Annotated in this window: 8 protein-coding genes; 2 read left to right on the top strand and 6 right to left on the bottom strand. The window is 62.8% G+C overall.

Annotated elements, in window-relative coordinates; genetic code table 11:
- Window positions 1–23: 23 nt before the first annotated feature.
- Together AC0ZZU_RS01980 and AC0ZZU_RS01975 are read left to right on the top strand one after the other, a co-directional pair.
- Window positions 24–470: an excinuclease gene (locus AC0ZZU_RS01980; protein ID WP_476338619.1), complete on the top strand. Its 447-nt coding sequence runs from the start codon at window positions 24–26 to the stop codon at window positions 468–470.
- A gap of 147 nt (window positions 471–617) precedes the next feature.
- Complete coding sequence (locus AC0ZZU_RS01975; protein ID WP_476338617.1) at window positions 618–1,868, top strand: MFS transporter; 1,251 nt, start codon at window positions 618–620, stop codon at window positions 1,866–1,868.
- Window positions 1,869–1,904: 36 nt separating this feature from the next.
- Here the strand turns inward: AC0ZZU_RS01975 and AC0ZZU_RS01970 are convergent, their stop codons facing one another.
- The 6 genes from AC0ZZU_RS01970 to aroB all read right to left on the bottom strand — a co-directional run bounded on the left by AC0ZZU_RS01970 (window position 1,905) and on the right by aroB (window position 12,621).
- Window positions 1,905–2,252, bottom strand: coding sequence for a YgiW/YdeI family stress tolerance OB fold protein (locus AC0ZZU_RS01970; RefSeq protein ID WP_476338616.1), 348 nt, complete (start codon window positions 2,250–2,252; stop codon window positions 1,905–1,907).
- A gap of 110 nt (window positions 2,253–2,362) precedes the next feature.
- Window positions 2,363–3,427, bottom strand: a complete 1,065-nt coding sequence (hemE, locus tag AC0ZZU_RS01965; protein WP_476338614.1) for a uroporphyrinogen decarboxylase — start codon at window positions 3,425–3,427, stop codon at window positions 2,363–2,365.
- 118 nt (window positions 3,428–3,545) lie between these two features.
- The gene (locus AC0ZZU_RS01960; RefSeq protein ID WP_476338612.1) at window positions 3,546–4,964 is read right to left on the bottom strand and encodes an FAD-dependent oxidoreductase; all 1,419 of its coding nucleotides are present in this window, start codon (window positions 4,962–4,964) and stop codon (window positions 3,546–3,548) included.
- A gap of 123 nt (window positions 4,965–5,087) precedes the next feature.
- Entirely contained in the window at window positions 5,088–9,533 is a 4,446-nt protein-coding gene (gene gltB, locus AC0ZZU_RS01955; RefSeq protein WP_476338610.1) for a glutamate synthase large subunit, read from the bottom strand.
- Window positions 9,534–9,906: 373 nt separating this feature from the next.
- Window positions 9,907–11,508 (bottom strand): AAA family ATPase, encoded by a 1,602-nt coding sequence (locus AC0ZZU_RS01950; protein WP_476338609.1) that lies wholly within the window; start codon window positions 11,506–11,508, stop codon window positions 9,907–9,909.
- Between the two features lie 15 nt (window positions 11,509–11,523).
- Entirely contained in the window at window positions 11,524–12,621 is a 1,098-nt protein-coding gene (gene aroB, locus AC0ZZU_RS01945; RefSeq protein WP_476338607.1) for a 3-dehydroquinate synthase, read from the bottom strand.
- Window positions 12,622–12,674: the final 53 nt, after the last annotated feature.

Here is a 12,674-nt window from a genome sequence, read left to right as displayed (position 1 = left end):
CAACTGATCAAGGAACGACTCCCATGCGTCTGAAGACCTGGACCGCAACCACTGCCCTTCTGCTCTGCGCCCTTCCCGGCCTGAGCCAGGCCCGTGATACGGCCCTGTACCTGCCGTTCGACAAAGTAGTGAAGCAGATGCTCGCCGAGAAGAAGCTCGATGGCTCGGTGAAGTTCTATCTGGCTGGCGTTCAGCCCCGGGGCAAGATCAGCGTGGTGAGCCCCGCCGCGGTCACCAACAAGAAGACCAACGCTTTCAACAAGACCGACGAGGCGGCCTGCGAATGGGCCCTGCAATCAGCGTTGCTGACCATGCAGGATGCTGCACGCAAGGTCAGTGCAAACGCGGTGACCAATATCGCCAGCTACTACAAGAAGAACGAGCGCAAGGACGCCGCCACCTATGAATGCCATGCCGGTGCGGTGATCGCTGGCGTGGCGCTCAAGGGCGATCTGTCGCGCGTGGACTGACCCCTACGGCGTGGCGAGAGCATGCCCTGTCCACGCTCCTGCGCCAGCGGGTGCGAGGCCGGAGGTCGAACGATATAATGGAACTTATCATTAGCTAGCTATATGATTTTTCCATTGCATGACTGGCCGCCGTGCCAAGGTATCCCTGTGAAAACTGCTGTAGCGCCGCTTCCCGCCACCGTTGAAGCCGCAGCAAGGCCTCCCCTGAACGACCTCTGGATCGAGAAAGGCACTCCCGCCTTTCTCAAGACGGTCCTGGCACTGTTCAGCGGCGGCTTCGCCACTTTTGCCCTGCTCTACTGCGTGCAACCGATGATGCCCCTGCTGTCGCAGGAGTTTTCCATCAATGCCGCGCAGAGTAGCCTGGTGCTGTCCATCTCGACCGGCCTGCTGGCGGTCGGCCTGTTGATCACCGGACCGATCTCGGATCGCATCGGGCGCAAGCCGGTGATGGTCTTCGCACTGGTCTGCGCAGCCTTGAGCACCCTGGTCAGCGCGGTAATGCCGACCTGGGAGCTGGTACTCGCCACCCGCGCGCTGGTCGGCCTGTCGCTCAGCGGCCTTGCGGCGGTGGCCATGACCTATCTCAGCGAAGAGATCCATCCCCAGCACATCGGCCTGGCCATGGGCCTGTACATAGGCGGCAATGCAATCGGGGGCATGAGCGGGCGGCTGATCGCCGGGGTGCTGATCGACTTTGTCAGCTGGCACACGGCGATGCTGGTGATTGGCAGCCTCGCGCTCGCCGCGGCGGTGGTGTTCTGGAAGGTCCTGCCCGAGTCGCGCAACTTCCGTGCGCAGGCGATGAACCCACGCAGCCTGCTGGACGGTTTCACCGTGCACTTTCGCGATGCCGGGTTACCTTGGCTGTTTCTTGAGGCCTTCTTGCTGATGGGTGCTTTCGTCACCCTGTTCAACTACATCGGCTACCGCCTGCTGGCCGCGCCTTACCACATGGACCAGGCCTGGGTCGGCCTGCTGTCGGTTGTGTACCTGGCGGGGATCTACAGCTCGGCGCAGGTGGGTTCGCTGGCCGACAGGCTGGGCCGCCGCAAGGTGTTCTGGGCGAGCATCCTGGTGATGGCGGGCGGCATGCTGCTGAGCCTTGCCACTCCGCTGGCGGTGGTGGTGATCGGCATGCTTGTGTTCACCTTCGGCTTCTTTGGTGCGCATTCGGTGGCGAGCAGCTGGATAGGCCGCCGCGCGCTGAAGGCCAAGGGGCAGGCATCGTCGCTGTATCTGTTCAGCTATTACGCGGGTTCAAGCGTGGCCGGGACGGTGGGCGGGGTGTTCTGGCATTACGGTGGCTGGAATGGGATCGGGATGTTCATCGGCGCGCTGCTGACGGTGGCGCTGCTGGTGGCGTTGCACCTGAGCCGGTTGCCGCCGAAAGGCTAAGGCGTTTCGCCGCCCCGTGGAGGGGCGGCATTCGCATCACTTCAGGATTTCGACCACATCCACATCCACCTCTCGGCTCATCAGGTTCTTTTCGACTTCACCGGTCAGCTTGACCCTGGTCTTGTCGTTGAACGGCGTGGCCGGCAGGTCTTCGTTGTCGATCTCGACGGTGATGGTGCCGGTGTCGTCCTTGAACTCGTACTTGTCGTCGTTGTTGATCTTCTTGGTCACGAAGCCTTGCAGCTGTACCGGCGTATCGTCGGCGGCTTCATTGGCGGCGGCGACGTTGGTCACCGGCTGGGCGCCGGGGCCGGTGTAGCTGGCGGCCAGGGCAGCAGTGCTGAACAGGGGGGCAAGCAGGAGGGCGAGGTAACGGGTTTTCATGGGATCTGGTCCTGGGTCGGTTTCGTTGGAGCCAGATTAGTACCCACCGCTGAACTGAAACTTAATGCAAAAAAAACCGGCCGAGGCCGGTTTTTTCATCGGTCACCTGCTTACGAGTGATACCGCGCCGATAATTCATGCACGGCATTGATGAACGCACCGGCGTGCTCAGGATCGACTTCCGGGGTGATGCCATGGCCGAGGTTGAACACGTGACCACTGCCCTGGCCATAGCTCTCGAGGATGCGCCCGACTTCCTGGCGGATCGCCTCGGGCTTGGCGTAGAGCACGGTCGGGTCCATGTTGCCCTGCAGCGCGACCTTGTCGCCCACGCGGCGGCGAGCGTCGCCGATGTCGCAGGTCCAGTCGAGACCCAGGGCATCGGCGCCAGCCTCGGCGATGCTTTCAAGCCACAGGCCGCCGTTCTTGGTGAAGAGAATCACCGGCACCTTGCGTCCGTCATGCTCGCGGATCAGGCCGCTGACGATCTTGCGCATGTAGGCCAGCGAGAACTCCTGGTACGCCGCGGCCGACAGGTTGCCGCCCCAGGTGTCGAAGATCTGCACCGCTTGCGCGCCCGCCTGGATCTGCCCATTGAGGTAGCTGGTTACCGACTGCGCCAACTTGTCGAGCAGCAGGTGCATGGCCTGGGGGTTGTCGTAGAGCATGGCCTTGGTCTTGCGGAAGTCTTTCGACGAGCCGCCTTCGACCATGTAGGTGGCCAGGGTCCAGGGGCTGCCGGAGAAACCGATCAGCGGCACGCGGCCGTTGAGTTCGCGGCGAATGGTGCTGACGGCGTCCATGACATAGCCCAGGTCCTTGTGCGGATCGGGAATCGGCAGGGCTTCGATGTCGGCCAGGGTGCTGACGACCTTCTTGAAGCGCGGGCCTTCGCCGGTCTCGAAGTACAGGCCCTGGCCCATGGCATCGGGAATGGTGAGGATGTCGGAGAACAGGATCGCTGCGTCCAGCGGGTAGCGGTCCAGCGGCTGCAGGGTGACCTCGCAGGCAAACTGCGGGTTCATGCAAAGACTCATGAAGTCACCGGCCTTGGCGCGGCTCGCGCGGTATTCCGGCAGGTAGCGGCCGGCCTGGCGCATCATCCACACCGGGGTCACGTCCACGGGTTGCTTGAGCAGTGCACGCAGGAAACGATCGTTCTTCAGGGCAGTCATGTCGGCATCCGGAAAAAAAGTGCGGGCATTTTCTCAGACACCAACGGAAAAGGCACGGGAGTAGCCGTGCCTTTTGTCTATCGAGTGCATTGGATCAATAGATTTGGCGGAGAACCGCTCAGACCTCGAGGTAATCCAGAATGCCTTCGGCCGCATTGCGTCCTTCGAAGATCGCCGTCACGACCAGGTCCGAACCGCGAACCATGTCGCCGCCGGCAAAGATCTTCGGATTGCTGGTCTGGTGCTTGAACGTGCCCTTCTCCGGTGCCACCACGCGGCCCTGGCTGTCAGTCTGGATACCAAACTGGTCGAACCACGGTGCCGGGCTTGGACGGAAACCGAAGGCAATGACCACGGCATCGGCCGGCAGGATCTCCTCGGAACCGGGGATCGGCTCGGGGCTTCGACGGCCACGGGCATCCGGCTCGCCGAGACGGGTCTCGACCACTTTCACGCCTTCGACCCTGTCTTCACCCACGATCGCGATCGGCTGGCGGTTATAGAGGAACTTCACGCCTTCTTCCTTGGCGTTCTTCACCTCTTTGCGCGAGCCGGGCATGTTCGCCTCGTCACGGCGATAGGCACAGGTGACCTGCTTGGCGCCCTGGCGAATCGAAGTGCGGTTGCAGTCCATCGCGGTGTCGCCACCGCCCAGAACCACCACCTTCTTGCCCTGCATGTCGACGAAGTCTTCCGGCGACTTCTCGAAACCCAGGTTGCGGTTGACGTTGGCCACCAGGAAATCCAGTGCGTCATGCACGCCTGGCAGGTCTTCGCCAGGGAAGCCGCCCTTCATGTAGGTGTAGGTACCCATGCCCATGAACACGGCATCGTATTCGGCAAGCAGCTGCTCCAGGGTAATGTCCTTGCCCACTTCGACATTGAGGCGGAACTCGATGCCCATGCCGGTGAAGACTTCGCGGCGATTGCTCAGCACGGTCTTTTCCAGCTTGAATTCGGGAATGCCGAAGGTCAGCAGGCCACCGATCTCGGGGTTGCGGTCGAAGACTACCGGGGTCACGCCGGCGCGCACCAGCACGTCGGCGCAGCCCAGGCCTGCAGGGCCTGCACCGATCACCGCAACGCGCTTGCCGGTCGGCTTGACCTTGGACATGTCCGGACGCCAGCCCATGGCGAAGGCGGTGTCGGTGATGTACTTCTCGACCGAACCGATGGTGACTGCGCCAAAACCGTCGTTGAGGGTGCAGGCACCTTCGCACAGGCGGTCTTGCGGGCACACGCGGCCGCAGACTTCCGGCAGGGTGTTGGTCTGGTGCGACAGCTCGGCCGCGGCCAGGATGTTGCCTTCCGACACCAGCTTGAGCCAGTTGGGAATGAAGTTGTGTACCGGGCACTTCCACTCGCAGTACGGGTTGCCGCAACCCAGGCAGCGGTGCGCCTGTTCGGTCGACTGCTGCGGCTTGAAGGGCTCGTAGATCTCGACGAACTCTTTCTTGCGCTGGCGCAGCAGCTTCTTCTTCGGGTCTTTACGCCCGACCTCGATGAACTGGAAGTCGTTACTCAGACGTTCAGCCATTTTTCAAAACCTCTTAACAGCAGCTGCAAGCTTCTAGCTTCCAGCTGCAAGACGATCACGTAAGCCCGGCAAACCTCGTACTGCGTTTACTTGCAGCTCGAGGCTTGCCACTTGCAGCTGTTCTTACTGCGGGTTGGCACGGGTGCTGGACAGCAGTTGCTTCAGATTGGCCGCCTTGGGCTTGACTAGCCAGAAGCGCCGCACGTAGTCGTCCAGGTTTTCGAAGAGCTCACGCCCCCACTCGCTGCCGGTCTCTTCCACATATTCGCCAAGGACACGCGCCAGGTGGCTGCGGTACGCCTCCATCGCTTCACCACTGATACGCTGGATTTCCACCAGCTCGTGGTTGAGCTTGTCGAAGAAGCTGTTGTCCATGTCGAGCACGTAGGCGAAGCCGCCAGTCATGCCAGAACCGAAGTTGTAACCGGTCTTGCCCAGGATGCAGACAAAGCCACCGGTCATGTATTCACAGCAGTGATCGCCCGTGCCCTCGACGACGGCATGGGCACCTGAGTTGCGCACGGCGAATCGCTCGCCTGCGGTACCAGCAGCGAACAGCTTGCCGCCTGTGGCGCCGTACAGGCAGGTGTTGCCGATAATGGCGCTGTGCTGGGTTTCGAACGGGCTGCCGGCAGGCGGTACGATCGTCACCTTGCCACCGGTCATGCCTTTGCCGACGTAGTCGTTGGCATCGCCTTCCAGGTGCAGGTTCAGGCCACCGGCGTTCCACACACCAAAGCTCTGACCGGCAGTACCGTTGAAGCGGAAGGTGACAGGCGCCGATGCCATGCCCTGGTTGCCGTGAAGGCGGGCGATCTCGCCGGAGATCCGCGCGCCGATCGAACGGTCGCAGTTGCAGATATCCAGGCTGAACTCGCCACCGGAACGGTCGCGAATGGCCGGCAGGGCCATCTCGACCATCTTCTCGGCCAGCTCGCCCTTGTCGAACGGCGGATTGCGCTCGACCAGGCAGAATTGCGGCTTGTCGGCCGGCACGTGGGGGCTGCCCAGCAGCGGACTGAGGTCCAGGTGCTGCTGCTTCTCGGTTTCACCAGGGAGCATTTCCAGCAGGTCGGTGCGCCCGATGAGCTCGCCCAGGCTGCGCAGGCCCAGCTTGGCCAGCCACTCGCGGGTCTCTTCTGCGACGAAGGTGAAGAAGTTGATCACCATGTCGACGGTGCCGATGTAGTGATCCTTGCGCAGCTTGTCGTTCTGGGTCGCGACGCCTGTGGCGCAATTGTTCAGATGGCAGATGCGCAGGTACTTGCAGCCCAGGGCGATCATTGGCGCGGTGCCGAAGCCGAAGCTCTCGGCGCCAAGGATGGCCGCCTTGATCACATCGAGCCCCGTCTTCAGGCCGCCATCGGTCTGTACCCGGACCTTGCCGCGCAGGTCGTTGCCGCGCAGGGTCTGGTGGGTTTCAGCCAGGCCGAGTTCCCACGGCGCGCCGGCGTACTTGATGGACGTCAGCGGCGAGGCGCCGGTGCCACCGTCGTAGCCAGAGATGGTGATCAGGTCGGCGTAGGCCTTGGCAACGCCCGCGGCGATGGTACCGACACCGGCCTCCGCCACCAGCTTGACCGATACCAGTGCCTTTGGATTGACCTGCTTGAGGTCGTAGATCAGCTGGGCCAGGTCTTCGATCGAGTAGATGTCATGGTGCGGCGGCGGCGAGATCAGCGTCACGCCCGGTACTGCATAGCGCAGGCGAGCGATCAGCCCGTTGACCTTGCCGCCCGGCAGCTGGCCGCCTTCGCCTGGCTTGGCGCCTTGGGCAACCTTGATCTGCAGCACTTCGGCGTTGACAAGATATTCAGGCGTGACGCCAAAGCGGCCGGTCGCCACCTGCTTGATCTTGGAGCTGCGGATGGTGCCATAGCGGGACGGGTCTTCGCCGCCCTCGCCGGAGTTGGAGCGCGCGCCCAGGCGGTTCATGGCCTCGGCCAGGGCCTCGTGGGCTTCCGGCGACAGCGCGCCCAGGGAAATACCGGCGGAGTCGAAACGCTTGAGGATCTCTTCGAGCGGCTCGACGTCTTCGATGGCCAGCGGCTGGTCGGCCACCTTGACCTTGAGCAGGTCGCGGATCATCGATACCGGGCGCTGGTCGACCAGCGTGGTGTATTCCTTGAACTTGGCGAAGTCGCCCTGCTGCACGGCAGCCTGCAGGGTGTTGACCACATCAGGGTTGTACGCGTGGTACTCGCCACCGTGCACGAACTTCAACAGGCCGCCTTGCTGGATCGGCTTGCGCGCGCTCCAGGCTTCGGTGGCGAGCAGTTTCTGCTCGTTCTCGATGTCGACGAAACGCGCACCCTTGATGCGACTGGCAACGCCGCGGAAGCTCAAGCCGACCACTTCATCCGACAGGCCGACAGCTTCGAACAGCTGCGCACCCCGGTAGGAGCCGACGGTAGAGATGCCCATCTTCGAAAGGATCTTCAGCAGACCCTTGGAGATGCCTTTGCGGTAGTACTTGAAGACTTCATCCAGATCGCCCAGCACTTCCCCGGTACGAATCAGGTCGGCCAGCACTTCATAGGCCAGGTAGGGGTAGACAGCCGAAGCACCAAAGCCGAGCAGTACGGCGAAGTGATGCGGGTCACGGGCAGTGGCGGTCTCGACCAGGATGTTGCTGTCGCAGCGCAGGCCCTTTTCGGTCAGGCGGTGGTGAACCGCGCCAACGGCCAGCGACGCATGCGCCGGCAACTTGCCCGGGGCAATGTTGCGGTCGCTCAGTACCAACTGGGTCTTGCCGGCACGCACCGCTTCTTCGGCCTGGTCGGCGATGTTGCGGATGGCCGCTTCCAGTCCCAGGCCCTGCTCGTAGTTGAGGTCGATAAGCTGGCGTTCGAAACCCTCTCGCTCCAGGTTCATCAGCGAGCGCCACTTGGCGGGCGAGATGACTGGCGAGCTGAGGATCACCCGTGACGCATGCTCCGGGGACTCCTGGAAAATGTTGCGCTCGGCACCCAGGCAGATTTCCAGCGACATCACGATCGCTTCGCGCAGTGGGTCGATCGGCGGGTTGGTGACCTGCGCGAACTGCTGGCGGAAGTAGTCGTAAGGCGAACGCACGCGCTGGGACAGGATCGCCATCGGCGTGTCATCGCCCATCGAGCCTACGGCTTCCTGGCCTTGCTCGCCGAGCGGGCGCAGCACCTGGTCACGCTCCTCGAAGGTGATCTGGAACATCTTCATGTACTGCTTGAGCTGGTCGGCGTCGTAGCTCGCCGGGCCCTGGTCGTCGCTCAGGGTCGCCTGGATGCGCATGGCGTTCTGGCGCAACCAGCGCTTGTACGGATGGCGCGACTTGAGGCGGTTGTCGATCGCATCGGTGTCGAGGATCTGGCCGGTTTCGGTATCGACGGCAAAGATCTGCCCCGGACCGACGCGGCCCTTGGCAATGACGTCCTCGGGCTTGTAGTCCCACACGCCGATTTCCGACGCCAGGGTGATATACCCGTTGGTGGTGGTGACCCAGCGCGCCGGGCGCAGGCCGTTGCGGTCAAGCAGGCAGACCGCGTGGCGGCCTTCGGTCATGACCACGCCAGCCGGGCCGTCCCACGGTTCCATGTGCATGGAGTTGTATTCGTAGAAGGCGCGCAGGTCCGCGTCCATCGTCTCGACGTTCTGCCACGCTGGCGGAATGATCATGCGCACGCCGCGGAACAGGTCGATGCCACCGGTGACCATCAGCTCGAGCATGTTGTCCATGCTCGAGGAGTCGGAGCCAACGCGGTTGACCAGCGGGCCGAGTTCCTCGAGGTCGGGGATCAGCTCGTTGGTGAACTTGGTGCGACGGGCCACCGCCCAGTTGCGGTTACCGGTGATGGTGTTGATCTCGCCGTTGTGGGCGAGGAAGCGGAATGGCTGCGCCAGCGGCCATTTCGGCAGGGTATTGGTGGAGAAGCGCTGGTGGAACACGCAGATCGCGGTCTGCAGGCGCTCATCGCCCAGGTCTGGATAAAAGGCGGCAAGGTCTGCCGGCATCATCAGGCCTTTGTAGATGATGGTCTTGTGCGAGAAGCTGCAGATGTAGTGATCGCTGTCTTCGGCATTGGCCACCGAGGAGCGCCGACGGGCGCTGAACAGCTTGATGGCGAATTCCTGGTCGCTCAGGCCATGGCCCGCGATGAACACCTGCTCGATCTGCGGCAGGCGTTCAAGGGCCAGGCGGCCGAGGACGCTGGTATCGATCGGCACCTTGCGCCAGCCCACCAGTTGCAGGCCGGCCGCGAGAATTTCGCGGTCCATGTTGGCGCGGGCGGCTTCGGCACGCACCGGGTCCTGATTGAAAAACACCATGCCGACGGCGTACTGCTTGGGCAGCTCGACGGCAAAGTGCTCCTGGGCCTTGGCGCGCAGGAACTGATCAGGCTTTTGCATCAGCAGGCCGCAGCCGTCGCCGGTCTTGCCGTCAGCATTGATCCCACCACGGTGGGTCATGCACGTCAGCGCCTGCATGGCGGTTTGCAAAAGGTGGTGGCTCGGTTCGCCCGTCATGTGGGCAATCAGGCCGAAACCACAGTTATCCTTGAATTCTTCGGGATGGTACAGACCTGTTTTCATAGACACTTTCTCACCAGGTTCGCCTCTCGACGAAGGCAAATCTTCTTTTAGTACAACCACTTACCATCCACGCCGATCAAATGCCAGCTTTTTGCGGTGGTCATGGGCAACCATTGTTGCACAGCGAAAGGTGCGCTCACAAATTTTCATGACGCATCATTAAAAATTTATGTCGCAATTTTGAATGTTCTTGGGCCTATGCCGTGTTACGGACCAGCCGGAGTCTGAAGCGTTTCAGCCTGGACTGCAACAGAGGCTTGTGGCCGGCAGTCTGGGACAGACAAGCCTGCCGCGCGTTGGCGCAGCAGGCTTGACGAAATTCAGGAGTCGCTCAGCAACAGGGCGGCGGGGGTAATGCCGCCCGGAAGGGATCTCAGCGAGCTGTTGCCAGCTCTTGTTGGACGCTGGCGACAGTACGAGGCCAAGGTTTACCAGCCTGGACCTTCGCTGGCAAGTTTTTGATTGCAGCCAGTGCCGCATCACGGCTGGCGAAGCTGCCATAGGTGACCACGTAAAGCGGCTTGCCCTGCAGGGTCTTCTTGAAATAGCGATACTCGCCACCCTGCGCCTTGACATACGACTGTGCCGATGTTTCCGAGCTGGTGCCCAGGATCTGCACCACGTAGTTGCCCGGTTTCTGAGCCGAATACCAGCCACCACCGGCAGCCCCGGTCTGGGCTGGCTTGGCGCTGGCAACTTGAGTCGGGGCTGGTGCCGGTGCGGGTTTGGCAGCAGGTGCTACCGGTTTGGCTGGCGGCGCCGCTGCCGGTTTCTCGGCAGGTACTGCCGGCTGCAGAGGCTCGGCCGCAGGCACCTGGGCCTGCGTAGGAGCAGGACCTGCCGCCACACCTTGGGGCGGCGCGGTGGTGGTGACGGTGGGTGGCTGCAGCGCGGTATCGCCAGCCGGGCTGCTTTCTTCACCCTCGCCCATGCCCGCAGCCTGGGCCAGCGGCTCGCGCATCACCGGCTGCGACTGACCCTCGAGGGGCAGCGGCCGCGGCTGGGACGAGCCGGAAAATTCGATGGCCGGATTGCCGTTGTTGGACTGCGCATTGCCAGGCTTGCCCTCGCCCAGCGGCAGCTGGGCCTGCTGCGCGGGAGCATCGGTCGGCGCCTGGTCACCTTTCTTGGGCATCAGCACCGCTGCGGCAACAGCGACGACAACGACAGCGGACAGTGCCAGTACGTGTTTCTTAGGCATATTGAACCCCATGGATGGTCGCTTGGCCGAGTTACGGCTGGCGAGCATGGCTTCGATCAAGGTATCACGGGCGACCTGGTTGATTGCACCAGGCCAGCCATCGGAGTGTTCGTGGATCTCGGCGATCTGCTCACGCGTGAACACCTCGAGTCCCCGCCCGGCGCCTTCCAGGCGCTGTTCGAGGTACTCGCGGGTCTCTTCCTCGCTGTATGGGGCAAGCTCGATGACATGGATACGTTCCTGATCCGCATTGAGCTCATCCAGTTCAGCGATCAGTGAGGGTTCGCCAAACAGGAACACGTGCGGACGCCCTTCAGGAGTGCCCGCCGCCAGCTCCAGCAACGCTTGGAGTGCCGACTCGTCGAGTTGTTCCGCATCGTCTACCAGCAAATAGACTTCCTGGCCGGTCAGCGCCAGCTGGACCACCTGGCTGAGGATGGGGGTAACCTCCGCCTGGGCGACCTTGAGCGCCTGGGCCACCTGACGCAGGACGCTGGCCGCATCGGTCACGCCACGGGTGGATACCACCACGCTCTGCACCGATTGCTTGTTGGTGCTGGCCACCAGGGCCTGGCGCAACAGCGTCTTGCCGCTGCCCAAGGGGCCGGTGACCACCAGCATCAGCTGGCTGTAGCGTGCCAGGTGATGCAATTGCCCCAGCACCGGCTTGCGCTGGGCCGGAAAGAACTTGAAACCTGGTACCCGAGCCGCGAAGGGGTCGTGGTTCAACTGGTAGTGCCCAAGAAAGGCCTCATCGGCATGCAAACTAGTCATCGCGCTGTCACAACCTCAAAGCTGGGCCACAATCGCGCGGTAATCCGCGGCCAGGGTGGCCTGAAGAATCTCTTTCGGATAGTCGTCGGTGACCACGGCCTCGCCCATCTGGCGCAACAGCACCAGGCGCAGGCGGCCATCGAGCACCTTCTTGTCGACTGCCATATGCTCCATGAAGTGCGCCGGGGTCATTTCCTCGGGCGGCACCACCGGCAAACCTGCATCCTTGAGCAGGCGGATACCGCGGTCACGCGCCTGCTGGTCGATCCAGCCCAGGCGCATCGACATCTCCAGCGCCATGACGGTGCCTGCCGACACCGCTTCGCCGTGCAGCCAGACGCCATAGCCCATGTGGGTTTCGATGGCATGGCCAAAAGTGTGGCCCAGGTTCAGTGTGGCCCGCACGCCCGACTCACGTTCGTCCGCGCCAACCACAGCCGCCTTGGCGGCGCAGGAGCGGCGAATGGCCTCGGTCAGCGCAGTGGTATCGAGCCCGCGCAGTGCTGTCATGTGTTCTTCAAGCCAGCCCATGAACGGCTCGTCGCAGATCAGGCCGTACTTGATGACTTCCGCCAGGCCGGCCGACAGCTCGCGCTCCGGCAAGGTGGCCAGGCTGGTGGTATCGATCAGCACGGCGTTGGGCTGGTAGAACGCCCCGACCATGTTCTTGCCCAGCGGATGATTGATGCCGGTCTTGCCACCCACCGACGAATCGACCTGGGACAACAGGGTGGTCGGCACCTGGATAAAGTCCACGCCACGCTGATAACAGGCCGCCGCGAACCCCGCCATGTCACCGATGACGCCGCCGCCAAGGGCGACGACCGTGGTGCGCCGGTCATGCCGCGCGGTCAGCAGCGCGTCGAAGATCAGTTGCAGGGTTTCCCAGTTCTTGTGGGCCTCGCCATCAGGCAGCACCACGGGCAGCACCGAATAAGCGCCCAGGGTACGGGACAGACGTTCGAGATAGAGGGGCGCGACAGTCTCGTTGGAGACGATGGCAACCTGCCGCCCGGCAATGTGCGGGGCCAGCAACTCGGACTGGTCCAGCAGGCCTTCGCCAATGTAGATCGGGTAGCTACGTTCGCCCAGGTCGACCTTAAGTGTCTGCATGTATCCCCACAATGAACTAGGGCGCGGCATCGACGCTCGACCCGCGCGGTAAC

Source organism: Pseudomonas sp. JE3303 (assembly GCF_056312565.1).
Note: the sequence above shows the minus strand (reverse complement) of the source record. Positions and strands in the feature narration are given on the sequence as shown.

Excerpts from the sequence above, each read along its gene's own strand:
- hemE (WP_476338614.1), bottom strand. The coding sequence starts at position 3,427 with ATGACTGCCCTGAAGAACGATCGTTTCCTGCGTGCACTGCTCAAGCAA.
- AC0ZZU_RS01950 (WP_476338609.1), bottom strand. The coding sequence starts at position 11,508 with ATGACTAGTTTGCATGCCGATGAGGCCTTTCTTGGGCACTACCAGTTG.
- AC0ZZU_RS01980 (WP_476338619.1), top strand. The coding sequence starts at position 24 with ATGCGTCTGAAGACCTGGACCGCAACCACTGCCCTTCTGCTCTGCGCC.
- AC0ZZU_RS01960 (WP_476338612.1), bottom strand. The coding sequence starts at position 4,964 with ATGGCTGAACGTCTGAGTAACGACTTCCAGTTCATCGAGGTCGGGCGT.
- gltB (WP_476338610.1), bottom strand. The coding sequence starts at position 9,533 with ATGAAAACAGGTCTGTACCATCCCGAAGAATTCAAGGATAACTGTGGT.
- aroB (WP_476338607.1), bottom strand. The coding sequence starts at position 12,621 with ATGCAGACACTTAAGGTCGACCTGGGCGAACGTAGCTACCCGATCTAC.
- AC0ZZU_RS01970 (WP_476338616.1), bottom strand. The coding sequence starts at position 2,252 with ATGAAAACCCGTTACCTCGCCCTCCTGCTTGCCCCCCTGTTCAGCACT.